This window comes from Kribbella polygonati (assembly GCF_050320105.1).
Taxonomy (GTDB): Bacteria; Actinomycetota; Actinomycetes; order Propionibacteriales; family Kribbellaceae; genus Kribbella.
Genome location: NZ_CP190129.1, coordinates 7,831,662 through 7,852,263, shown reverse-complemented (window position 1 = coordinate 7,852,263; position 20,602 = coordinate 7,831,662). Strand labels below are relative to the sequence as shown.

Sequence of the window (20,602 nt, the reverse complement as noted above, 5' to 3'; positions counted from 1 at the left end):
CAACGTTGGCGAGGCGTGGCGGCGCCAAACGTTCGCCCGATTCCGGTGGTGGGCACATTCCGTCGATCGAAAGGATCTGAATTGCTCGGGGAATGCGTCGAAGAAAAGGGGAGTAATGCAGTGAAGCTCCATCGTTACGCCCGGTACGGCGCGGCCGCGGCCGCCGCCGTACTGGTCCTGGGTCTGGCCGCGCCGACCGCGTCGGCCGACCCGAACCCGGTCACCGACTACCGGCAGCTCGCCGGCGTCGGCTCGGACACGACCCAGGACGTGATGAACGGCGTGGGCCTGACCGTGAACGGCGGCGCCACGATCGCGTCCTGGGACGCCCGTGGCACGTCGACCATCACCACCAAGGACCCGGCCACCAACGCCAACTGCACCGGCATCGTCCGTCCCGACGGCTCGGGCCAGGGCCGCAGCGCGCTGCGGGCCTCGGAGGGCGAAGGTCAGTGGAACGGCAAGACGATCACGAACTGCGTCGACTTCGCCCGGTCGTCCAGCTCGCCGTCGACCCCGACCGCGACCGGCAACTACACCTACATCCCGTTCGGTGTCGACGCCGTCACGTACGCCGTGCACAGCAACGCCGTCAGCGACCTCGGCTTCCCGACCACGCTGACCGCACAGCAGCTGGAAGGCATCTACAAGTGCGTCATCCGCAGCGTCAACGGCATCGCCGTCACGCCGCTGCTGCCGCAGTCGGGCTCGGGCACGCGGGCGTTCTGGCTGTCCAAGGTGGACATCCTGGAGGACGAGCTTCCGGCGTACCCGTGCATCCAGCAGCGCAACAACACCATCCAGGAACACGACGGCCGGGTGCTGACGTACGACTTCGCCCAGAACAAGGCGGACATCGTGCCGTTCTCGGTGGCGCAGTACATCGCCCAGACCAACCACGGCAAGACCATCGGCGGCGTCACGGTCAACACCGAGGACCGGCGCGGCAGCGCGGTGCTCGGCCGGATCAACGGTGTCGCACCGACCACCGGGACCGACCCGAAGCTGAACACCTCGTTCCCGATCATCCGCGACGTCTACAACGTGGTCCCGACGCACGACATCGAGGGCGCTGCCCCCGACTCGACGATCGTGAACACCTTCGTCGGCGCGAACTCGGCGGTCTGTCAGCAGAGCGCCGTGATCCAGGCCTTCGGCTTCGGCTTCCGCACCACCTCCGTGCCCGGTGACCTGCTCAAGCAGGCCTGTGGCGCGACCGGACTGCGAGCGAACAGCTAATGCGCAAGACCTTCGAAAGGAACAACATGCACAAGTCCTTCCGGGCGGCTGCACTCGGTGGCGCCGTCGCCCTCGGCCTGGTCGTGACCGGCCTGGTCGCCGCGCCCGCGAACGCCGCGAGCATCGGCACCGTGACGCTGTCGGAGACGACCGGCAGCATCAACGCCGGCCCGTTCGTGACGTCGGCCAAGTCGTCCGGCCCGTGCCCGGCCGCGTACTCCCAGGGCGCGTCGCTCGACGTCATGGTCGACACCAACGGCGACGGCACCCTCGACCCGGTGTCGGAGCGGTTCTCGCTCGGCCCGACGCTGAACGAGGGCGGCTACGACAAGGTCCCGTTCGTCGAGGTCAAGGGTGTCGCGGGTACCGCCCGGACGCTGGAGACCCGGCTGCAGGGGCGCAAGGGTGAGTTCGAGCTGCGGATCACCTGCCTGTCGATGCAGTTCGAGCCGGCGCCCGACTACTACTCGACCAAGATCGTCGTCGAGGGCGACACCTGGCGGCTGAAGGACAGCACGCCGCCGCCCACCGGTGGCGTGAAGGGCGAGGAGAAGATCACCACCACCGTCCAGGCCCCGGCCGAGCAGCTCACGATGACCGTCGGCGACGACGGCCAGGTGACCCTGCCGACCCCGGCCCTCGCCGGTGACCGGCTGTCCTCGTCGGGCCAACTCGACCCGGTGACCGTCACCGACAACCGCTCCGCCAAGCCGGGCTGGAACACCACGGCCCAGGTGAGCGCGTTCTCCTCCGGCGCAAACACCTTTGACGGCAAGTACCTCGGTTGGACGCCGTCGGTCGTGTCGCAGTCATCCGGCCAGGGCGTCGTCGCCGGTGCCGCGGTGGCACCGGGCTTCAGCGCCGGCACGGGTCTGTCCGAGGCGCGCCCGCTGGGCAGCGCTCCGGCCGGCAGCGGCATCGGTTCCGCCGTCCTCGGTGCCGGGCTCTCCCTCGAGCTCCCGACCACCACCCCGGCGGGCACGTACGTCGCCACCCTCACCCTGACCACCCTCTGAAACGTGGGCCGGACCGGTCTCCACTACCGGCCCGGCCCACCCCTCCACCACCCCGCCCCCTTCTACCGCTCCGTCCCACAGCACCGCCAGGGAGCCCGACGATGACCAGCCCAGTCCCCGCACCTCGCCGACCCGTCGGCGCGAACCGTACCCGCACGCCGGCGGCTCACATCCGTGCTCCCCGCGCCATCCGCCCCGTCGTCGCCGTCGTCACGGTCCTGGCGGCGCTCGGCCTCGCACCGGCGGCGCAGGCGCAGCAGACCGGCGCACCGGCGGTCGTCGTACCGAGCCCCGCAAGCTGGTCCGTGCAACCGTCGTCGGCGAAGGGACCGGACGGCCGCAGTACGTTCGTCTACGAACTCGACCCAGGTGCGACAGTGCGCGACACCGTGCGGGTCAACAACCTCAGCAAGAAGCCCCTCCTCTTCCGCGTCTACTCCGGCGACGCATTCAACACCCCAGACGGCAAGTTCTCCCTCCTCCCCGGCGACCAGAAGCCCACCGAAGTAGGCGCCTGGGTCGCTCTGAACAACCGCCGCGTCCAGATCCCCGCCGGCGGCCACGTCGACCTCCCGTTCGTACTGCGCATCCCGAAGCACGCCACTCCTGGCGACCACGCCGGCGGCATCGTCGCGTCGCTGACCGATGTGAAGACCGAGAAGAACGGCAGCAAGGTCCTGGTCGAGAACCGCGTCGGCGCCCGCATCTACCTCCGCGTGCACGGCGACCTCCAACCGGCCGTCGCGGTCACCGGCATGTCCGCGACCTTCCACCAGGGCTGGATCCCCTTCGCGGGCGGCAGCCTGAGTACGACGTACACGATCAAGAACACCGGAAACATGCGCGTCGCCGGCGGTCAACACGTCGACGTACAAGGACCACTCGGCGTAGGACTCACGACGATCGGCCTGGCCAACCTGCCCGAACTCCTGCCCGGCCAGTCGTACACCGTGACCACCACGGCCACCCACGTCCAACGAGCCGGCCGGATCAACGTCCAGGCCAAGCTCGACCCCACCGTGCCGCACGCCGTCGCGAACGACCCCGAACCACCGTCGGTCACCGGCGCCGCCGCCACCTGGGCGATCCCACTCCCGGAGCTCGCCGTCCTCGCATTGTTGCTGCTGGCAATCGCCGCGCTCCTCCGAGTACGACGTACCCGCAGGCAACGCGCCGCGGACGAGCTCGGCACCGCCGTCGCGAAGGCCCGCGCCGACGCCCTCGCGGAAGCCCGGGCCGGCCAGGCATGACCCCTCAACAGGCCGGGCCGCTGCAGCTGATCGGCAGCACGCTGACCCTGATCGCCGTCGTCCTGTTCGGCGCCCTCGCCCAGCTCGGTCCGCTGTCATCGGTCACACACCTGCGCACGCAGCAGGTCGCGTACTCGAACTTCCGCTTCGAACTCGCGAACGGAACCGCGCCCGTCAGCCAACTGAACCCCGACGGCCTGCTGTACCCGTTCGGCACCGCGATCGCCGTCCTCGACATCCCCGCCGCACGAATCCACGAGGTCGTCTTCGAAGGCACCACCCCCGAGGTACTCCGCTCCGGACCAGGCCATCGCCGCGACACCGCGTTCCCCGGTCAGGAAGGCACGTGCGTGCTGCTCGGACGGCGCTCGGCGTACGGCGGCCCGTTCGGACGGATCGGCCTGCTGCAGCCCGGCGACCGGTTCACCGTACGACCGGGCAGGGCGAGCACACGTACCAGGTCCTCGGCGTACGACGGGCCGGCGACCAGGCGCCGCTCCCCCTGAAGTCCGGCGAAGGACGCCTGACGCTGGTGACCGCCGACGGCGCGCCGTTCCGGCCGAGCGGCGTACTGCGGGTCGACGCGCAACTCGTCAGCAAGCCCGTAGCCACGCCGTCGCGGCCGCTGCACTCGGCGGGACTCGAGGCGTCCGAAGAGGCGATGGGCAACGATCTGTCCGCCTGGATCGGCGTGGTGCTGTGGTCGCAGGCGCTCGCTCTCGCCGCAGCGGCAACAGCATGGGCAGCCTCGACGTGGGGCAGGGCCCAGGCCTGGCTCGCCGGCGTACCCGTCGTCACGGTCCTCGGGCTCACGGTCACCGATCAAGTCGCACTGCTGCTCCCCAATCTGATGTGAGGACATCGATGACTGACGCCACGACCACGGTCCTGCCCGCTGTGAGCGAGCCGACGCAGGTGCCCGAGAGCGATCTGACCGGCTTGGAGGCGCGGAACGTTTCCGCCTGGTTCGGTACCCACAAGGTGCTCGAACAGGTGTCGCTGACGATGGCGGCCGGGCGGGTCACCGCGCTGATCGGACCGTCCGGCTGCGGCAAGTCCACGTTCCTGCGGATCCTGAACCGGATGCACGAACTGGTCCCCGGCGCCAAGCTGTCCGGCGAGGTGCTGCTCGCCGACCGGGACATCTACGACGTCGCGCGCCGCATCACCGACGTACGCCGCGAGATCGGCATGGTCTTCCAGAAGCCCAACCCGTTTCCCGCGATGTCGATCTACGACAACGTGGTCGCCGGCCTGAAGCTCACCGGCCGCCGGGTCGGTGGATCCGCCCGCGACGACCTGGTCGAGGAATGCCTCACCAAGGCCGGCCTGTGGAAGGAAGTCCGCGATCGGCTCAAACAACCCGGCGGCCGACTGTCCGGCGGGCAACAGCAGCGGTTGTGCATCGCGCGGTCGCTGTCGATCGAGCCGCGCGTGCTGCTGATGGACGAACCGTGCTCCGCCCTCGACCCGACCTCGACCCGGCGGATCGAGGAGACGATCGCGGAGCTGTCCGACGAGGTCACGATCGTGATCGTCACCCACAACATGCAGCAGGCAGCGCGCGTCTCGCAGTACTGCGCCTTCTTCCTCGCCGAACAAGGAACCCCCGGCGCCATCGTCGAGCACGGCCCGACCAACCTGATGTTCGGCAACCCCCAGGACCAGCGAACCAACGACTATGTCAACGGCCGCTTCGGCTGACCGGGGCCTCGCAGCGGTGGCGCTGGCTCTCGCGGCAACAGTCGCGGCAGGCCTGTTCGCAACCGTGCCAGGGCAAACCCCGAGGACGCCACCACCAGACCTGCTCGTTCAATCGGCTCCACGGACCACGCCGTCCAAGGGAACACATGCCTTGGTGGCGAGCAGTTGGGTCGCCGACGTGGCACGCCGTACCGGCATCCCTGAACGCGCCCTCCAGGGGTACGCGACAGCCGACGTACTGATCAACAAGCAACAACCCGGCTGCCACCTCGGCTGGCCGACCCTCGCCGGCCTCGGCTTCGCCGAATCCGTCCACGGCCATTTCGCCGGCCGGACCCTCCGCGCCGACGGCCGCCCCAGCTCCCCCATCATCGGAATCCCGCTCGACGGCTCCGAAGGCGTCCGGGCGATCCGCGACACCGACCACGGCCACCTCGACGGCGACCCGATCTGGGACCGCGCCGTCGGCCCCCTGCAGTTCATCCCGTCGACCTGGGCCAAGTGGGGCACCGACGCGAACGGCGACGGCATCGCCGACCCCCAACAGATCGACGACGCCGCCCTCACCGCGGCCCGTCTCCTGTGCGACACCGGCGAAGACCTCTCCCAAGCCGCGAGCTGGCGCCGCGCGATCCTGCGCTACAACGCGTCCTCGACGTACGCCGACCTGGTCCTCAACAAAGCCAACACCTACGCCCAGGCAAGCCGCCCGTAGCTCACTCAGTCTGCTCGATCGTGATCCGGCCCGGGACGGGATGCCGTGCGGCCGGCGATGTCACAGCTGCACGGCATCGTCCGCTGGAGACTCGCGCCCCTCACCCCGGTCTCCAGCGCTAGGAGTACCGCTCTCGCCTGATCGGCGACCTGGATGGGTACGGGCCCGTCACGTAGACGTTGATCTCGACGACCGCGCCCTCGGTGTCGCGGATGATGTGCCGTAGCCCGTTCCAGCGAGCCACCTCGACCCCGATGGCGATCAACCGATCCCGGCTCACCCCGGACGCGAACGGCTTCGGGCAGTCGCTGCGACGTGTGTGCCAGGCCCGGTTCTCGAAGTACGTCTCCACGTCGGCGAGCAGCCCAGACCCCCGCTCGACCGTGTACTCAACATGCGTTGTCACAGGGCATCCCTCCCACCAAGCCGGCAACCCCGGCCCCGCGAGAACGAAGAACTACGTTGTCAACGTGCCCCAACCACGCCGACGTGCGCGCCCACAAGATGGCTCCTGAACCACCAGTTCCCGGAGTAGCACACGAGCAAACGCATGTTCAACCCCTGAACCCCACTTCACGATCTGACGCTGCCGGGGGCAAGTTCAGTCGACGAGCCAGGCGACGAGGGTTCGCCAGCGGGGTGGTTGGTCGGTGTCGCGGGGGCCTACCAGGTAGAGCTCTTCGACGAGGTCTTGGGCCTGCAGGTTGTGGTGGGCCGCGTAGGAGCCTACGGCGCCGTAGGTGAGGTCCAGGTCGTCGTGGGAGCCGGTGTGGGTTGCTACGGCCGCGCGGCGTTCCGGGAGGTCGAGTTCGCGGACGTTGGGTGTGGCTGACGGTGGCTTGGCGTCGGTTGGGAGGTAGACGGTGGCTCGGCCGTGGCCTTCGGTGAACAGGTCGTGGGCGTAGCGGCCGCCGGGTGGTAGGACCGGGCGGTTCACGACGGCGGTGTCGAGGTCGCGCATGGCGGCGTCGTACCAGGTCAGGTCTGCGCCGGGTCGTACGTCGAGGGTGACGGCGAGGACGCGCTGGGCTGGGAGCGTCTCCAGGGTGACAGTGCGCTCGACGGCTGGGTCCAGGAGTTCGCGTAGTGCCTCGACCGCACGCTGGGTACGGCCGAGGCGGTCCTCCAGGCGGCGTAGGTGGGCCGTGAGGATCTGGTGCTGCTCCACGTCGGTGGCCGACGAGTCGGCGCGCAGGAAGGTGCGGAGGTCGGCGAGCGGGACGTCGAGTTCGCGGAACCGGCGGATGGTGAGCGCCGGGCGTACCTGCTCGAGCGAGTAGTAGCGGTAGCCGCTGGCCGGATCGACCTCGGCCGGGACGAGGAGGTCCTGCTCGTGGTACCGCCGCAGCGCGCGGATGCTCAGATGGGTGATCCGGGAGAACTCCCCGATCGTCAGCCGTTTCCCCATGCTCGTGATTCTGCCCCGCGCGGGGACTCAGACGGTCGGGACGGTGCCGCCGTCGACGACGTACTCGGCGCCGACGACCGCTCCGGCGCGGTTGGAGGCGAGGAAGGCGATCAGCTCGGCGACCTCCTCCGGTTCGGCAGGCCGGCCCAGCGGTACGCCGCCGAGCGACTGCATCAGGCCCGCTACGGCCTGCTCGCGCGACAGCCCGTCCTCGCTCATCCGCCGGCCGATCAACTGCTCGGCCCCGTCGGTCCGGATCCAGCCCGGCGCGACGGCGTTGACCCGCACCCCGGCGGGCGCCACCTCGTTGGCAAGACCCTTGCTGTACGTCGTCAGCGCCGCCTTCGCCGCCGCGTACCCGAGCGTCGACTCGTGCAACGGCAACCGCCGCTGGATCGAGGTCACATGGACAACCGCTCCCGAGCCACGCGCAACCATCTGCGGCACCAGCGCCCGATCCAGGCGCACCGCCGGCAGCAGGTTCAGCGCCAACTCGGCCTCCCACAACTCGTCGCCGATCACCGCGAACCCGCCCGCCGGAGTGTGCGATCCGCCGACAACGTGAACCAGCACATCCGGTACGCCGACCTCGGCAATCACCGCGACCGCCGCGGCGACGCCGTCGGGTGTGCTCAGGTCGGCCCGCACCGAGGCAGCCGCCGTACGTGCGATCGTCAAGACCCGCGCACCTGCCTCAGAAAGCCGGCGCGCCGTGGCCAGCCCGACTCCTCTACTCCCACCGGCCACAACAGCCAGCCGCCCTTCGAGATCACCATTTCCGCTCATGCCCACGACCCTCGACCCTCCCGCGGGGAGAGACTCAAGCCACCTACGATCTGAGGCATGTCCACGCCCGATCTGCCGTCCGTCGCCGACGTCGCGGCCGACATCGCCGGTGTGGTCCGGCGGATGACGCACGGCGAGACACAGGCGTTCGCGTTCGGCGACGACGGTGTACCCGAGGCCGTCATCGCGAGCTACGACCAGTACGACGACCTCGGCGGCGATACGAGCCTCGGTCGGCGGCCGGACGTGGTTGCTCCTGACGTGCTCGGCCGACAGTTGGCCGCGATGGTCGAGGCGATGCGTGGTGGCACGTTCGAGTACCCGGTCCTGGTCGGCGACGGCGAACCTGTGCTGGTGGTGATGTCGACCCAGCAGTACCGGACGATGCGCGGCGACGACGAGCCGCCGCCGGGGGTGATCGACGATCCGACCGTACGTGTCTACGACTCGATGCCGACGCCGCAGAGCAAGCCGTTCAGCCTTGACGAGTGGGCCGAAGGCGATCCGTTCACCCAGCAGATGCTCGACGAGGTGCGCCGCGAACGCCGCTCCGCCGCCGGCTCGGTGGCGGCCGGAACCACCGCTGACGCGGGCGCGATTGCGAAGCGGCCGACGTTGTATTTGACGGTGGGGTTGCCGGGGACCGGGAAGACGACTTGGGCTCGTCGGGTGGCGGGTGAGGTGGGGGCGCTTCGGTTGACGAAGGACGAGTGGGTGAAGGCGCTCTACGGGGACGGGAACCCGGAGGTCGCGTCGACGGTCATCGAGGGGCGGTTGATCGGGATCGGGTTGCGGGGGCTGGAGCTCGGGGTGGATGTGGTGATCGACTTCGGGTTGTGGAGTCGGGCGGAGCGGGACGCGTTGCGGGATGCGGCGGCGCGGGTGGGGGCGCGGGCCGAGGTGCGGTACTTCGAGGTGGCGCCGGGCGAGCAGCGGCGGCGGCTGGACGAGCGGCTGGCGGCGCGGCCGGAGGACACCTGGCCGATCTCGGACGCGGAGCTGGCCTCGTGGGCGGCGCGGTTCGACGTACCGACGGCGGGTGAGTTGGACGGGAGTGATCCGGTGGGTGATCCGCCGGACGGCTTCGCCGGCTGGCCGGAGTGGATCGCGGACCGGTGGCCGCCGGCAGTCGGGAAACGCCCGAGCTGAGTGGGGAGACGCTCAACCTGAGAAGACCTTCAGCTGCCGTGAATACGCAGGCTGTTTGATCGGTACTGTGTGGGCTGGTCGCCTGGAAGGGAAGCGTGTGCGGGTCGTAGTGGGTGCTGGTGCGGTCGGGAGCGTCGTTGCGCGGCTCCTGCTGGCGCGCGGCGAGCAGGTTCGGGTGATCACCCGGTCGGGCGCGGGCCCGGACGGGGCCGAGCTGGTCGCGGCGGACGCCAAGGCCGGGTTGACGCAGTACGTCGACGGCGCCACGGCGATCTACTCGTGCGCGGGACCGGCGTACAACAAGTGGACGACGGAGTGGCCGCCGCTCGGTGCGGCGCTGATCGCGGCCGCGGAGGCGTCCGGGGCGGTGCTGGTCACCACCGGGAACCTGTACGGGTACGGGCCAGTCGACGGCCCGATGACCGAGGATCTCCCGCTGCGTCCGAACACCGTGAAGGGCCGGGTCCGCGCGCAGCTGTGGAACGACCAGCTGACGGCACACGAGGCTGGACGGATCCGGACCGCCGAGGTGCGCGGGTCCGACTACCTGGGCGCCGGCGCGGTGTCGCCGTTCAGCGTGACCGTGCTGCCGAAAGTGGTGCGCGGCAAGCGCGGGATGCTGCCGGGCGACCTCGACGCGCCGCACAGCTGGACGTACGTCGGCGACGTGGCGCGGACGTTGATCGCCGTCGCCGACGACGAGACCGCGTGGGGCCGCGCCTGGCACGTACCGACACCGGAGCCGCTGTCGGTGAACCAGCTCGCGACCCGGGCCGCCGTACTGGCGGGTGCACCGCCGGCGCGGGTGGCCGCGATGCCGGCGGCGGTACTCCGGCTGGCCGGGTTGGTCGATCCGGCCGCGCGGGAGATGGTGGAGATGCAGTACCAGTGGCAGCGGCCGTTCGTGGTCGACTCGACCGCGGCTACGGTTGCCTTCGGCATCGAAGCTGCGCCGACCGACGACGCGCTCCGGGAAATGATCGGAAAGGGCAGTAATGAGTCCTAGCAGGCAGGGCCGGGGTTTGCGCCGGCTCGTCGTGACGCTGGTGGTGCTGGTGGTGCTACTGGTCGTGGTCGACCGGGTCGCGGCGGTGGTCGCGCAGAACCAGCTCGCGTCGATGGCGCAGAAGGAGGCGGCGAAGTACCAGGTGCGCTCCGCCGACGTCTCCGCGAAGATCGGCGGGTTCGGGTTCCTTCCGCAGCTGATCAAGCAGGACTTCTCCAAGGTCACGTTGACGATGGGGAAGCCGGCGTTCGCGAAGATCCCGGGCGAGAACCTGACCGTCGACATGAAGAACGTGCACGTACCGCGGTCGCTGCTGTTCGGCCAGAGCGGCACGGTCACGGTCGGCACCACCGACATGCAGGTGCGACTGTCGCCGCGGGAGCTCGGCCGGCTGGCCGTGAAGACCACGAACATCCAGGGGCTGTCCATGGAGTCGGTCGGCAGCAAGCTGCACCTGAAGTACACCGGTAACGGGCTCAACCTCGACGTGCCGGTGACGCCGCAGCTCCAGGACGGCAAGATCTCACTCCAGCTCGCGGACCAGTCCGGTTCGCTGCCGGCCGCCCTGAAGAGCCTGGCCGGCGGGATCGAGCTCCCGAAGCTGCCGTACAACGCACAGCTCACGCAGGTCTCCGTCCAGGACAACGCGGTGGTGCTCGCGGCGACGGTGCAGAACCTTCAGTTCACCCGCTGACTCTCCCTTGGGTTGCGATGGTTCGCGATATATCGTCGAACTATCGCAATCACATTCGTGAGGGACGGGTGGTCGAGATGACCGGATCGGCGTACGCCGCGGGATTCCCGTGGCAGGACTTCGTACGGCAGTTCGAGCGGCAGTTCGGGAAGAACTGTGCTGCCTTCGACGACATCAAGGACGAGCTCCGCGCGGCGATGACCGGCCGCCGCGGGCAGCAGGCACACCGCGGCGGTCACCAGGGCTTCGGGCCGCAGTGGGGGATGTTCGGCGGCGGGCAGATGTTCGCGCCGCCGTGGGGTCCGCCGCCGCCGCGCTGGCGTGGGCCGAAGGCGCGGCGCGGGGACGTGCGGGCGGCGATTCTCGCCGTACTCGCCGAGCAGCCGATGAACGGGTACGGGATCATCCAGGAGATCGCCGAGCGGTCCGGTGGGGTGTGGAAGCCGAGCCCCGGGTCGATCTACCCGACGCTGCAGCAGCTCGAGGACGAGGGGCTGGTGACGGCGGACGCGGAGGTCGGGCGGCGGACGTTCCGGCTGACCGACGAGGGACGCACGTACGTCGCTGAGCACCAGGACGAGGTGTCCGCGCCGTGGGAGACGATGAGCGCGCCGTCCGGCGACGACGAGAACGGGTTCAAGCCGCTGTTCGGGCAGGTCGCGACGGCGATGTGGCAGGTGCTGGCGAGCGGTACGCCGGAGCAGCAGGCGAAGGCCCGCGAGGCGGTCGTCGAGCTGCGGCGGAAGCTGTACGGGATCCTCGCGGAGTCCGGCGACGACAGCGAGCAGGACCCGTCATGAGCCCCGCCGACCGGGACCGCCGGCGCCGAGGCGGTCCCGCCGGCCGCCGCCGGCGCGACTGGCAGGGCGGCCCGAACTGGGACGAGGCCTGGAACGGCTGGTTCGACGACGCCCGCACCCGCCGGCACAACTGGGGCGGCGACTGGCACGCCCGCGGCTGGTCCGGCGACTGGCGAGCCACCGCGTGGAGCAACAACCCGCAGGACACCCAGCCGACGGACGGCTCGTGGACCGGCCCGATGAGCGGGGCGCCGAACAGCGCCGATTCGTGGGACGGCCTGGTGAGCGGGGTGCCGGGCGGGGGTTCTCCCCAACGCAGCGTGCCTTCTAAGCGGGTGCGGGTTGGGGATGCGGAGCGGGATCAGGCGGTGGCGGTGCTCAGTGAGCACTTCGTGGCCGGGCGCTTGACGCAGGAGGAGTTCGAGGAGCGGAGCGAGCGGGCGACCAAGGCGCGGTACGCCGACGAGTTCGAAGCGCTCTTCGACGAGCTCCCGCGGGCGGCCGCGCTGCAGCCGGTCCAGGCCGGTCCGCCGGTACGCCGTCCCGGGCCGCCGCCGGTGTTCCTGATGATTGCGCCGTTCCTGATGATCGGTCTCGTGATCAGCTCGGTGGCGCTCACCGCCCCGTGGCTGCTCTGGGGCGTGTTCTGGATCGTGATGCTCAGCGGCATCTCCCGCCGCCGCTGGCAACACTGAAACCTGTCGGCGCCGGGCCGTAAGGTCCGGCGCATGTACAACGGCGTGTTGATCCTGGAAAGTCTCAAGCCCGGGACCGTCCTCACCGGCATCCCCCTGACGGTCCAGAAGCTCAGCCGGATAGCGGTTGAAGGTACGTCGGCGGACCAGCCACGCCTGTGGTCCCTCCTGGAGTTCTCCGTGGACCGCGGCGAGGACCTTGCCGACGTACTCGCGGACGCCCTGGACGAGCCCGGCTGGTACGCCGACTTCCACAACGCGCAGGAGATCTTCGTCGTGTTCCCCGGCAAGGTGTTCCGCTACGACCGCGGCGACGACGCGGTGCGGGAGACTGCGAAGGAGTACGGGCGAACCCTCCGCATTCCGGATGCGCAGCTGGACTGGACCCGGTGATTGGATAGCCCTATGACGACGGTGCTGCGGTATGCGGCCTTCACCTCTGACCCGGCTGGTGGCAATCCTGCGGGGGTGGTTCTCGACGCGGACGGGCTCGACGACGGTGCGATGCAGGCGATTGCCGCTGAGGTCGGGTATTCCGAGACTGCCTTTCTCACGCGGGCGACCGACGTACAGCCGGTGCGTTACTTCTCGCCCCAGGCCGAGGTCCCCTTCTGCGGGCATGCGACCGTCGCGACCGCTGTCGCCCTGGCGGAGCGCGACGGCCCCGGCGAGGTTGTCTTCTCGACCCGGGCCGGGCTCGTCCCGGTCACCGTCGACGCGGACCTCCGCGCGACTCTCACCAGCGTCGAGCCCTCCGTCGAGGACGCGGACGACGTACCCGGCGCGCTCTCCCTGCTCGACTGGTCAGCCGACGACCTCAACCCGGACCTACCACCGAAGATCGCGTACGCCGGCGCCCGCCACCTGGTGCTGAGTACCAACACCCGCGAGCGCCTGGCCGACCTCGACTACGACTTCGACGGTCTGCGCCAGTACATGCTCGACCGCGACCTGACCACGCTGCAGCTCGTCTGGCAGGAGTCGCCGACCGTGTTCCACGTCCGCGACCCGTTCCCGGTCGGGGGCGTCGTCGAGGACCCGGCGACCGGTGCCGCCGCGGCCGCGTTCGGCGCGTACCTGCGCGAGCTCGGCCGCGACCGGCCCACGATCACGCTCCACCAGGGCGACGACCTCGGGCGACCGAGCCTGATCACGGTCGAGCTGCGCCCGGACGACCGGCGCGTGCGAGTGAGCGGGAACGCCGTACCGATCACGGCACCCGGGTAAGCCACTCCGCGGTGCCGAACTTCGCCGCTACCCGCTCCTCGGCGAGCGCGACCGTGCCGGCGGAGATCGTGCCGTCCGCGAGCCCGTAGCGGTTCCGGAAGGTGCCGACCATCCGCGAGATCACCTCCGCGCGTTCCAGACCGGTCTGGCTGCGGAGCGGGTCGACGCGCTTGTTCGCGCTGGTCGTGCCCTTGTCGGACAGCTTCTCGCGGCCGATCCGCAGTACGTCGAGCATCTTCGACGCGTCCATGTCGTACGCCATCGTCACGTGGTGCAGCACCGCGCCGCCGGCGAACCGCTTCTGCGCGGCGCCGGCGATCTTCCCGGCCGGGGAGGTGATGTCGTTGATCGGCTGGTACGTCGCGGCGATCCCGAGATCGTTGAGCGCACCAATGACCCAGTCGTCCAGGAACGCGTACGACTCGACGAACGACAGGCCGGAGACCAGGGACTCCGGGACGTACAGCGAGTACGTGATGGTGTTCCCCGGCTCCACGAACATCGCGCCGCCGCCGCTGATCCGGCGTACCACCGTGACGTCGTGCCGGGCCGCGCCGTCCAGGTCGACCTCGTTGCGGACGGACTGGAAGCTGCCGATGATGACCGCGTTCGACGCCCACTCCCAGACCCGCAGCGTCGGCGGCCGCTCCCCCGCGCCGACCTGCTCGGTCAGCACCTCGTCGAGCGCCATCTGCAGCGCGGGCTCCCGCGGTACGTCGTGCACGAACTGCCAGTCGTGGTCCTGCCAGCCGGTCGCGCCGGTCAACGCCCGCCGTACGGCGACCGCGACGGCCTCGGGCGAGAACCCGAGCATCTCGACGCCGTCCCCGAGAGCACCACGCACCCGCGCCGCGAGCTGCGCGGCGGCCGTGTCGACCGGAAGCCCCGCGAGTGCCCCGTTGATCCGCTCCAGCGCGTCGTCCGGCTCGAGAAAGAAGTCCCCGGAGATCTGCGCCGACCGCACCCGCCCGTCCACCACATCCAGATCCGCGACAACAAGCTTCCCACCCGGGACTTTGTACTCACCATGCATGTTCAGAACAACCTGCTCCGGAGAGCGCTTGTTCCCTACGCAGCAAGCTTGAGTTGTACGGCGACCTGGCGGACGTGGAGGCGGACTGTGTCGATGTCCGGGGAGGCGTCGACCTCGTGGTCGATGCCGCGGGCGGAGTAGAACTGGAGGAGGGGTGCGGTCTGCTCGTGGTAGATCTCGAAGCGGCGGCGGATGACGTCCTCGGTGTCGTCCGAGCGGTGCTCGATCTCGGCGCGCTTGAGGAGCCGGCCGACCAGGGCGTCGACCGGGACCTTCAGGACGACGGCCGCGTCCAGTGAACGGCCCTGAGCGTCGAGGATGCCGTCGAGTACGCCGGCCTGGTCGAGGGTGCGCGGGTACCCGTCCAGGACGAATCCCGGACGGGCGTCGGGCGCCGCGAGCCGGTCGCGGACCATGTCGTTGGTGACCTCGTCGGGCACGTACTCCCCGGCGTCGAGGTAGCGCTGCGCGGTGCGGCCGAGCTCCGTCCCCTCCGCGATGTTGCGACGGAACAGGTCGCCGGTGGAGATCACGGGTACGCCGAGATGCTCGGCCAGATGGCCCGCATGCGTGCCCTTACCCGCTCCGGGCGGTCCCATCAGCAAGACAGTCGTCACGGCGCACCCCTGACTCTCGGTAAGTCCCCCAGATTAATGGGATCGGCCGCGCCCGCGGTACGGCGTACGTCACTCGAAAAATCCGTCGTACGTCACATCCGCGCGGAACTGTCCGCGAGCGCGCTCAGAACTCCATCTCCGGACGCAGCTCGATCACGTCGCCCGGTCCGGCGAACTTCGCGGCCAGCTCCTCCGCGCGCTCCCGGGTGGCGCAGTTCAGTACGAAGAACCCGGCGAGCTGCTCCTTCGACTCGGCGTACGGGCCGTCGGTGCTGACCGGCTTCCGGCCCTCCCAGCGGTACGTCCGCGAGGTCGAGGGTGCGTCCAACGCCAGCCCGCTGACCAGCTCGCCGGACTGGGACAGCTCGGTGAGCAGCTCGTCGAACTCCTTGCCCATCGCCGCCCGCTCGTCGGCCGGGATCGCCCGCCCGACCTCGGTGAAGTCGATCGTCGGGTGTCCCCACGGCTGCGGGTTGGAGTGGATCAGAACCACGTACTTCATCTCAGAACCTCCTGTTGTGTGCCGATTCACCCCGGACGTCGGAGGCGCCGGCAGGCCCTCGACATTTTGCCTGGATGTATTCCAGCTCACATTCGGTCACACTCACCCGGCCGGGCTCCGTCAGCGCTACAGAACCCCGAGAACGGAGCAGAGATCATGAGCACAGTGCTGGTGACCGGCGGAACCGGACGGATCGGCCAACAGGTCGTACCGCTGCTGCAGGCGGCCGGCTGCAAGGTCAAGGTCCTCAGCCGGCATGCGACCGACCGTGGCGACGGCGTCGAGTACCTGGCCGTCGACCTGCGGACCGGCGACGGCCTGGACGCGGCCCTGGACGGCGTCGACGTCGTACTCCACCTGGCCGGCGCGCCGAAGGGCGACGAACTCACCACGGCGAACCTGGTCGCGGCGGCCGAGCGGGCCAAGGTCGGCCACCTCGTGCACATCTCGGTGACCGCGGTCGACCAGTTGCCGTTCGGCTACTTCAAGTCGAAGCTCGGCGCCGAGCAGGCCGTCCGCAACGCGAAAATCCCGTCGACCGTACTGCGGGTCGCGCAGCTGCACGAGTTCGCCTGGACGACGGTGCGGGCGATGGCGAAGCTGCCGGTGATGCCGATGCCGGGCGGGATCCGGTTCCAGCCGGTCGACGGCCGCGACGTGGCCGCACGGCTCGCGGAACTCGTACTGGCTGAACCGCAGGGCCTGGTCGCGGATCTGGTCGGGCCGAAGGTCTACACGCTGCCTGAGCTGGCCCACGACTACCTGCGCGCGACCGGCAAGCACCGGCTGTCGCTGCCGATCAGGCTCCCCGGCAAGGCGGGCAAGGTGTACCGCGCGGGCGCCAACCTCACACTGACCGGGGCCACGGTCGGAACTCACACCTGGGAGGACTTCGTCGCAGCCCAGGAAGCCGCGCTGGTGTAAGGCTCCAGCAGCTCCTCCAGGTCGGGACGACCGCGCCGTACGATCCCAGCCAGGAAGTCGGCGACCTGAACCCGCGGGTCCTCGCGCGAATCGACCTGCACGAACGACCGCAACGGCGGCGGATCGACCTGCTCGGCCAGGAACTGCCCCAGGCGATCGACCCGCCCGGGCGTCAGCGCGCTCTGCTCGTCGTGCGCCACGGCGACCGAGCGACCGCCGGAACTCCAGTACAGCACCGTCTCGGCGAGCGCCGGGACCAGCGGCTCCAGCGGCGGCGGGAGCTCCGGGTCCTCGTCGATCAGCCGCTGCATCACCGTCTCGACCCGGGCCCGGGTCAGTGCCCGCAACGCGGGGACGTCGGCCGGCATCGTCGCGAAGAACCGGTCGACCGCCACGTGGTCCATCAGCCGCACCCGCTTCGTCCGGGTCAGGTCGACGAACGCCGCCAGGAACCCGGTCCGGTGCCGGAGCGCCGCGGCCGCCTCCGCGTGGTCCGATCCGAGGCTGGTGCCCGCGCCGTACGTCGGTTCCTCGGTGAACAGCTCGAAGACCCGCGCGGCGACGTACGCCGTCTTGTCGATCACGTGCACGTGCGCGCGCCCGCGGAGCGTGGTCAGCAACCACTCGAGCGCGGGCCGCTGCTCGGGGCGCAGCAGCTGGTTGGACTTGTACTCCGAACTCCGCCGCAGGCTGGTCCGCAGGACCGCGATCACGTCGGCGGCCGCGGACAGGTCGAGGTCGACGCCGGCGTGGGTGATGACCGGCGAGGCGGGATCGAGCAGGTTGGTTCCGGAGAACCCCGACTCGTCACACGCGATGTCGATGCAGTCCGTCGGAGATGTCATGTACCCGCCATGATGGACCGGTCCGCACCGGATTGCGATGAGTTTTCCGCCCGCCGCTCGTCTCAACAGCACATCCCCCAACGCGAGAGGAACGACCATGGCGAAGGTGCTGTACTCCGTGACGCTGTCGGTGGACGGCTTCATCACCGGACCGGGCGGCGACATGCAGTGGATGCGCCCGTACCTCGGCCCGAACCCGGAGGTCGACGAGCTGGTGCCGCGGATCGGCGCGATCCTGGTCGGCCGCCGGACCCACGACGGCGACGACCCGTACAAGGGCGAGCCGAACGAGGGCGAGGCGTTCGGCGGCGGCTTCGACGGACCGGAGTACGTCGTGACGCACCGCCCGGCCGCGCCGCGCGCCGGCGTGACGTACGTCGACGACTTCGCGAAGGCGCTCGCGCAGGCGAAGGAGTCGGCCGGGGACAGGTACGTCAACGTGATGGGGGCGAGCATCGCCAAGCAGTGCATCGAGGCGGGTGAGCTGGACGAGGTTCTGGTGCTGTTCGCCCCGGTGCTGCTCGGCGACGGCACGCGGCTGTTCGAGCACCCAGGTGGTCGCACGGTCCGCCTGCGACGCCGGAGCGTCACCGAGACCCCGTTGGCCACGAGCCTCTGGTTCGACGTGGTCTAAAGGTCCGCGGCTGCCGGACGCATCAGCGCGCGGACCTCGACGGAGCGACCGCTCGCCCGTGCGTCCGGCAGCAGCCGCGCGAGCTCGACGGCGCGATCGCGATCCTCGACGTCGACCACGTAGTACCCGTCGATGCGGGAGGGTTCACCGGCCGGCAGTTGCACCGACAACTGCGGATCCGCGAGCAACTCGCCGTACAGCAGCTCCCCCGCGTCCCCCGCCACCCGCTCGAACTCCGCCCGCGGCAACCGCGGATCACCAACCCCCTGCAGAATCAGCAAGAACTTCATCGGCGCTCTCCTCTCACCGACAAGACGGAGCCGAGCACCACGCTTTGACATGATGACCAGATGTTCGTGCACACCGAGCGACTGACCATCCGCCGCTCGCGGACGCCGAGGAGCTGGTGGACCGGTTCGCGCACGGCGATCCGGAGGCGGCCGGGTGGATGCAGTACGCCGTCGCGCTCGACGACGTACTGATCGGGGACGTCGGGGTGAACCTGCACGAGAACCGGATGCAGGCCGACATCGGGTTCACGTTCGCGACGGACTACCAGGGTCAGGGGTATGCGTCCGAGGCGGTCCGCGGGATGCCGCAGCACCCATACGTGGTTCAAGGGTGAGTGGACCGACGACCTGCTGTACGGGTATCTCAACCCGCGGCGGCCCACGCTCGTGCGGTGAGTCTGATCGAGCCGTCTGTGCCGATCGGCAAGCGGTCGTGGACGACGTCGCGCAACGCCTCCTGGTCTGCGACCTCCAGGCTGCGTAGGTAGGCCGGGGCGACGCCCTGGCCGCCGAGGAACGGTTGCCAGTAGTCGTCGAAGGACTCGAAGACCGTCGGTACGACGATCTCCCGGGTGTGCACGTCCGTGAAGCCGGCCTCGCCGAACAGGCGCTCGAGACCCTCCTCGGTGCAGAACGGGAAGCGGCGGCCTTCGTCGGCCTCGCGGTCCTGCGGCCGGACCTCGAGCATCGCGTCGAAGAAGTACCGCATCAGCTGCATCCCGCCCGCGTAGTCCCACACGTACACGGCGGTCGTCGTACCGATCTCGCGCATCCGGCGCAGCGCCTCGACCCGTTTCGGGACGAAGTTCAGCACCAGCCCGGCGACTACCGTGTCGTACGGGCCGTCCGGCAGCTCCGCCGCGGACCGCACCTCGAACGCGGCGCGCGGATCGTCGACCGTTTGCCGGGCGTACTCGACGAACCCCTCGGACGGGTCGACGCCGAGCACCGACGCCGGGTCCGCCGTACCGAGGATCGTGCTGGTCAGCGCGCCCGTACCGCAGCCTACGTCCAGCCAGCGCTGACCCGGCGGCTGCTTCAGCCAGTCAATGAACTCGACTGCGACGAGACGGCTCCACCGGCCGACGTACGACTCGTAGATTCCCCCACTGGACCACTCGCTCACTTTCGCAGCATAGAGGGCAATGCGACTCCCGTCAGGGTCTCGGAGACGTCCCACAGACGGGCGTTGGTGGCCGGGTCGGTGGCGGTCTTCGGGTTGCGGACCAGGGTCGTCTTTCCGACCAACCCGAAGAAGCCGTCAGGCCCGTAGTACTCCCCCGACTTGGCGGCGGAATCGACGGCTGCGAACAGCAGCGGCTCCGTGCCCGTTTCCACGTCCTGCTTGGGCAGCGGGTTGTAGCTCATCATCAGCCGGTTCAGCGTCGACGGGCGTTCACGTCCGAGCGCGGCACCGGCCGTCTGCAGGTTGGTACGCGTGTACCCAGGGTGCGCCGCAACGCTCACGAGACCCCACCCACGCTCGGCCGACAGCTTCGCGAGGTGGTTGCTGAGCATCAGGTCAGCGAGCTTCGACTGCGCGTACGACGCCGTCCGGCGGTACCGCCGCGTCTGCCACTGCAGGTCGTCGAAGTCGATCTTCCCGAGGTACGCCGCCCCGCTCGACATGGTGGCGATCCGCGGCGCCGGGGCGGCCAGGAGCAACGGCAGCAGCTGGACCGTCAGCGCGAACGGGCCGAGGTAGTTCGACCCGAACTGCAGCTCGAACCCGTCCTTGGTACCGATCCGGGCCGGCGGGGTCATCACGCCGGCGTTGTTCACCAGCACGTCCAGGTGCTGCTCGTCGGCGGCCAGTCCGTCGGCGAACGCCCGCACCGAGTCCAGATCGGCGAGGTCGACCCGGCGGATCTCGAGCTGGGCGTCCGGGTGCTCGGCGAGGATCTCGGCCCGCGCCGCCTCGCCCTTGGCCGGGGTGCGGACCGCCATCACCACGCGGGCGCCGGCGGCGGCGAGGCGCTTGGTGGCCTCCTTGCCGGTGCCGCTGTTGGCACCGGTCACGACGACGAGTTTGCCGGTCTGGTCGGGGACCTCGTACATGCTGCACGCT

26 protein-coding genes and 1 pseudogene are annotated in these 20,602 nt (G+C 69.9%); 17 read left to right on the top strand and 10 right to left on the bottom strand.

What is annotated here, in order from left to right; genetic code table 11:
- Positions 1 to 120: 120 nt before the first annotated feature.
- The 7 genes from ACQHIV_RS37705 to ACQHIV_RS37675 all read left to right on the top strand — a co-directional run bounded on the left by ACQHIV_RS37705 (position 121) and on the right by ACQHIV_RS37675 (position 5,924).
- On the top strand, positions 121 to 1,239 hold the full coding sequence (locus ACQHIV_RS37705) for a hypothetical protein (RefSeq protein ID WP_427889112.1): 1,119 nt from the start codon (positions 121 to 123) through the stop codon (positions 1,237 to 1,239).
- Positions 1,240 to 1,265: 26 nt separating this feature from the next.
- Complete coding sequence (locus ACQHIV_RS37700; RefSeq protein WP_427889111.1) at positions 1,266 to 2,255, top strand: hypothetical protein; 990 nt, start codon at positions 1,266 to 1,268, stop codon at positions 2,253 to 2,255.
- A gap of 101 nt (positions 2,256 to 2,356) precedes the next feature.
- Complete coding sequence (locus ACQHIV_RS37695) at positions 2,357 to 3,505, top strand: WxL protein peptidoglycan domain-containing protein (protein ID WP_427889110.1); 1,149 nt, start codon at positions 2,357 to 2,359, stop codon at positions 3,503 to 3,505.
- Entirely contained in the window at positions 3,502 to 4,011 is a 510-nt protein-coding gene (locus tag ACQHIV_RS37690) for a sortase (RefSeq protein WP_427889109.1), read from the top strand. The genes ACQHIV_RS37695 and ACQHIV_RS37690 overlap by 4 nt, the downstream gene beginning before the upstream one ends.
- A 26-nt stretch (positions 4,012 to 4,037) precedes the next feature.
- Positions 4,038 to 4,361, top strand: coding sequence for a hypothetical protein (locus ACQHIV_RS37685; protein ID WP_427889108.1), 324 nt, complete (start codon positions 4,038 to 4,040; stop codon positions 4,359 to 4,361).
- Positions 4,362 to 4,369: 8 nt separating this feature from the next.
- A complete protein-coding gene (locus ACQHIV_RS37680; RefSeq protein ID WP_427889107.1) occupies positions 4,370 to 5,209 on the top strand; it encodes a phosphate ABC transporter ATP-binding protein in 840 nt (279 codons plus the stop codon).
- Positions 5,210 to 5,363: 154 nt separating this feature from the next.
- Positions 5,364 to 5,924, top strand: coding sequence for a lytic transglycosylase domain-containing protein (locus ACQHIV_RS37675; protein WP_427896642.1), 561 nt, complete (start codon positions 5,364 to 5,366; stop codon positions 5,922 to 5,924).
- A 118-nt stretch (positions 5,925 to 6,042) separates the two neighbouring features.
- Here ACQHIV_RS37675 and ACQHIV_RS37670 read toward each other — a convergent pair whose 3' ends face one another.
- The 3 genes from ACQHIV_RS37670 to ACQHIV_RS37660 all read right to left on the bottom strand — a co-directional run bounded on the left by ACQHIV_RS37670 (position 6,043) and on the right by ACQHIV_RS37660 (position 8,118).
- Entirely contained in the window at positions 6,043 to 6,330 is a 288-nt protein-coding gene (locus ACQHIV_RS37670) for a hypothetical protein (protein ID WP_427889106.1), read from the bottom strand.
- Positions 6,331 to 6,525: 195 nt separating this feature from the next.
- Complete coding sequence (locus ACQHIV_RS37665) at positions 6,526 to 7,332, bottom strand: MerR family transcriptional regulator (protein WP_427889105.1); 807 nt, start codon at positions 7,330 to 7,332, stop codon at positions 6,526 to 6,528.
- A 27-nt stretch (positions 7,333 to 7,359) separates the two neighbouring features.
- Entirely contained in the window at positions 7,360 to 8,118 is a 759-nt protein-coding gene (locus tag ACQHIV_RS37660; RefSeq protein ID WP_427889104.1) for an SDR family oxidoreductase, read from the bottom strand.
- Positions 8,119 to 8,175: 57 nt separating this feature from the next.
- Between ACQHIV_RS37660 and ACQHIV_RS37655 the strand changes: the two genes are divergently transcribed.
- The 7 genes from ACQHIV_RS37655 (at position 8,176) to ACQHIV_RS37625 (ending at position 13,689) form a co-directional block, all read left to right on the top strand.
- Positions 8,176 to 9,267: an AAA family ATPase gene (locus tag ACQHIV_RS37655; RefSeq protein ID WP_427889103.1), complete on the top strand. Its 1,092-nt coding sequence runs from the start codon at positions 8,176 to 8,178 to the stop codon at positions 9,265 to 9,267.
- A gap of 97 nt (positions 9,268 to 9,364) precedes the next feature.
- Complete coding sequence (locus ACQHIV_RS37650) at positions 9,365 to 10,273, top strand: NAD-dependent epimerase/dehydratase family protein (RefSeq protein WP_427889102.1); 909 nt, start codon at positions 9,365 to 9,367, stop codon at positions 10,271 to 10,273.
- A complete protein-coding gene (locus ACQHIV_RS37645; protein ID WP_427889101.1) occupies positions 10,263 to 10,967 on the top strand; it encodes an LmeA family phospholipid-binding protein in 705 nt (234 codons plus the stop codon). The genes ACQHIV_RS37650 and ACQHIV_RS37645 overlap by 11 nt, the downstream gene beginning before the upstream one ends.
- A gap of 77 nt (positions 10,968 to 11,044) precedes the next feature.
- Positions 11,045 to 11,767 carry a PadR family transcriptional regulator gene (locus ACQHIV_RS37640; protein WP_427889100.1) on the top strand — a complete coding sequence of 241 codons (723 nt, stop codon included), beginning with the start codon at positions 11,045 to 11,047 and terminating at the stop codon, positions 11,765 to 11,767.
- A complete protein-coding gene (locus tag ACQHIV_RS37635) occupies positions 11,764 to 12,462 on the top strand; it encodes a DUF1707 SHOCT-like domain-containing protein (protein ID WP_427889099.1) in 699 nt (232 codons plus the stop codon). Before ACQHIV_RS37640 ends, ACQHIV_RS37635 begins: the two co-directional genes overlap by 4 nt.
- 33 nt (positions 12,463 to 12,495) lie before the next feature.
- Positions 12,496 to 12,855 carry a hypothetical protein gene (locus tag ACQHIV_RS37630; RefSeq protein WP_427889098.1) on the top strand — a complete coding sequence of 120 codons (360 nt, stop codon included), beginning with the start codon at positions 12,496 to 12,498 and terminating at the stop codon, positions 12,853 to 12,855.
- Positions 12,856 to 12,867: 12 nt separating this feature from the next.
- The gene (locus tag ACQHIV_RS37625) at positions 12,868 to 13,689 is read left to right on the top strand and encodes a PhzF family phenazine biosynthesis protein (protein ID WP_427889097.1); all 822 of its coding nucleotides are present in this window, start codon (positions 12,868 to 12,870) and stop codon (positions 13,687 to 13,689) included.
- On the opposite strand, the gene ACQHIV_RS37620 is transcribed toward ACQHIV_RS37625, so the two are convergent.
- From ACQHIV_RS37620 to ACQHIV_RS37610, 3 genes are all read right to left on the bottom strand, one after another.
- Positions 13,673 to 14,722, bottom strand: a complete 1,050-nt coding sequence (locus tag ACQHIV_RS37620) for a lipoyl protein ligase domain-containing protein (protein WP_427889096.1) — start codon at positions 14,720 to 14,722, stop codon at positions 13,673 to 13,675. The two genes, ACQHIV_RS37625 and ACQHIV_RS37620, sit on opposite strands and share 17 nt — an antisense overlap.
- A gap of 35 nt (positions 14,723 to 14,757) precedes the next feature.
- Entirely contained in the window at positions 14,758 to 15,339 is a 582-nt protein-coding gene (locus ACQHIV_RS37615; RefSeq protein ID WP_427889095.1) for an adenylate kinase, read from the bottom strand.
- Positions 15,340 to 15,463: 124 nt separating this feature from the next.
- Positions 15,464 to 15,841: a YciI family protein gene (locus ACQHIV_RS37610; protein WP_427889094.1), complete on the bottom strand. Its 378-nt coding sequence runs from the start codon at positions 15,839 to 15,841 to the stop codon at positions 15,464 to 15,466.
- Positions 15,842 to 15,997: 156 nt separating this feature from the next.
- Here ACQHIV_RS37610 and ACQHIV_RS37605 point away from each other — a divergent pair, with 156 nt between their 5' ends.
- Positions 15,998 to 16,765 carry an SDR family oxidoreductase gene (locus ACQHIV_RS37605; RefSeq protein ID WP_427889093.1) on the top strand — a complete coding sequence of 256 codons (768 nt, stop codon included), beginning with the start codon at positions 15,998 to 16,000 and terminating at the stop codon, positions 16,763 to 16,765.
- Here ACQHIV_RS37605 and ACQHIV_RS37600 read toward each other — a convergent pair.
- Positions 16,717 to 17,610: a DUF3800 domain-containing protein gene (locus ACQHIV_RS37600; protein ID WP_427889092.1), complete on the bottom strand. Its 894-nt coding sequence runs from the start codon at positions 17,608 to 17,610 to the stop codon at positions 16,717 to 16,719. The two genes, ACQHIV_RS37605 and ACQHIV_RS37600, sit on opposite strands and share 49 nt — an antisense overlap.
- A 97-nt stretch (positions 17,611 to 17,707) precedes the next feature.
- Here ACQHIV_RS37600 and ACQHIV_RS37595 point away from each other — a divergent pair, with 97 nt between their 5' ends.
- A complete protein-coding gene (locus ACQHIV_RS37595) occupies positions 17,708 to 18,244 on the top strand; it encodes a dihydrofolate reductase family protein (RefSeq protein ID WP_427889091.1) in 537 nt (178 codons plus the stop codon).
- On the opposite strand, the gene ACQHIV_RS37590 is transcribed toward ACQHIV_RS37595, so the two are convergent.
- Positions 18,241 to 18,534: a YciI family protein gene (locus ACQHIV_RS37590; RefSeq protein WP_427889090.1), complete on the bottom strand. Its 294-nt coding sequence runs from the start codon at positions 18,532 to 18,534 to the stop codon at positions 18,241 to 18,243. The two genes, ACQHIV_RS37595 and ACQHIV_RS37590, sit on opposite strands and share 4 nt — an antisense overlap.
- A 71-nt stretch (positions 18,535 to 18,605) precedes the next feature.
- Here ACQHIV_RS37590 and ACQHIV_RS37585 point away from each other — a divergent pair.
- A pseudogene (locus tag ACQHIV_RS37585) lies at positions 18,606 to 18,869 on the top strand (GNAT family N-acetyltransferase); the annotation flags it as partial.
- A 29-nt stretch (positions 18,870 to 18,898) separates the two neighbouring features.
- Here ACQHIV_RS37585 and ACQHIV_RS37580 read toward each other — a convergent pair.
- Positions 18,899 to 19,660 carry a class I SAM-dependent methyltransferase gene (locus tag ACQHIV_RS37580; protein WP_427889089.1) on the bottom strand — a complete coding sequence of 254 codons (762 nt, stop codon included), beginning with the start codon at positions 19,658 to 19,660 and terminating at the stop codon, positions 18,899 to 18,901.
- Positions 19,657 to 20,592, bottom strand: a complete 936-nt coding sequence (locus ACQHIV_RS37575; RefSeq protein ID WP_427889088.1) for an SDR family oxidoreductase — start codon at positions 20,590 to 20,592, stop codon at positions 19,657 to 19,659. The genes ACQHIV_RS37580 and ACQHIV_RS37575 overlap by 4 nt, the downstream gene beginning before the upstream one ends.
- Positions 20,593 to 20,602 lie beyond the last annotated feature (10 nt).

Excerpts from the sequence above, each read along its gene's own strand:
- ACQHIV_RS37700 (WP_427889111.1), top strand. The coding sequence starts at position 1,266 with ATGCACAAGTCCTTCCGGGCGGCTGCACTCGGTGGCGCCGTCGCCCTC.
- ACQHIV_RS37695 (WP_427889110.1), top strand. The coding sequence starts at position 2,357 with ATGACCAGCCCAGTCCCCGCACCTCGCCGACCCGTCGGCGCGAACCGT.
- ACQHIV_RS37690 (WP_427889109.1), top strand. The coding sequence starts at position 3,502 with ATGACCCCTCAACAGGCCGGGCCGCTGCAGCTGATCGGCAGCACGCTG.
- ACQHIV_RS37680 (WP_427889107.1), top strand. The coding sequence starts at position 4,370 with ATGACTGACGCCACGACCACGGTCCTGCCCGCTGTGAGCGAGCCGACG.
- ACQHIV_RS37665 (WP_427889105.1), bottom strand. The coding sequence starts at position 7,332 with ATGGGGAAACGGCTGACGATCGGGGAGTTCTCCCGGATCACCCATCTG.
- ACQHIV_RS37660 (WP_427889104.1), bottom strand. The coding sequence starts at position 8,118 with ATGAGCGGAAATGGTGATCTCGAAGGGCGGCTGGCTGTTGTGGCCGGT.
- ACQHIV_RS37655 (WP_427889103.1), top strand. The coding sequence starts at position 8,176 with ATGTCCACGCCCGATCTGCCGTCCGTCGCCGACGTCGCGGCCGACATC.
- ACQHIV_RS37645 (WP_427889101.1), top strand. The coding sequence starts at position 10,263 with ATGAGTCCTAGCAGGCAGGGCCGGGGTTTGCGCCGGCTCGTCGTGACG.
- ACQHIV_RS37640 (WP_427889100.1), top strand. The coding sequence starts at position 11,045 with ATGACCGGATCGGCGTACGCCGCGGGATTCCCGTGGCAGGACTTCGTA.
- ACQHIV_RS37635 (WP_427889099.1), top strand. The coding sequence starts at position 11,764 with ATGAGCCCCGCCGACCGGGACCGCCGGCGCCGAGGCGGTCCCGCCGGC.
- ACQHIV_RS37630 (WP_427889098.1), top strand. The coding sequence starts at position 12,496 with ATGTACAACGGCGTGTTGATCCTGGAAAGTCTCAAGCCCGGGACCGTC.
- ACQHIV_RS37625 (WP_427889097.1), top strand. The coding sequence starts at position 12,868 with ATGACGACGGTGCTGCGGTATGCGGCCTTCACCTCTGACCCGGCTGGT.
- ACQHIV_RS37620 (WP_427889096.1), bottom strand. The coding sequence starts at position 14,722 with ATGCATGGTGAGTACAAAGTCCCGGGTGGGAAGCTTGTTGTCGCGGAT.
- ACQHIV_RS37610 (WP_427889094.1), bottom strand. The coding sequence starts at position 15,841 with ATGAAGTACGTGGTTCTGATCCACTCCAACCCGCAGCCGTGGGGACAC.
- ACQHIV_RS37605 (WP_427889093.1), top strand. The coding sequence starts at position 15,998 with ATGAGCACAGTGCTGGTGACCGGCGGAACCGGACGGATCGGCCAACAG.
- ACQHIV_RS37600 (WP_427889092.1), bottom strand. The coding sequence starts at position 17,610 with ATGACATCTCCGACGGACTGCATCGACATCGCGTGTGACGAGTCGGGG.
- ACQHIV_RS37595 (WP_427889091.1), top strand. The coding sequence starts at position 17,708 with ATGGCGAAGGTGCTGTACTCCGTGACGCTGTCGGTGGACGGCTTCATC.
- ACQHIV_RS37590 (WP_427889090.1), bottom strand. The coding sequence starts at position 18,534 with ATGAAGTTCTTGCTGATTCTGCAGGGGGTTGGTGATCCGCGGTTGCCG.
- ACQHIV_RS37575 (WP_427889088.1), bottom strand. The coding sequence starts at position 20,592 with ATGTACGAGGTCCCCGACCAGACCGGCAAACTCGTCGTCGTGACCGGT.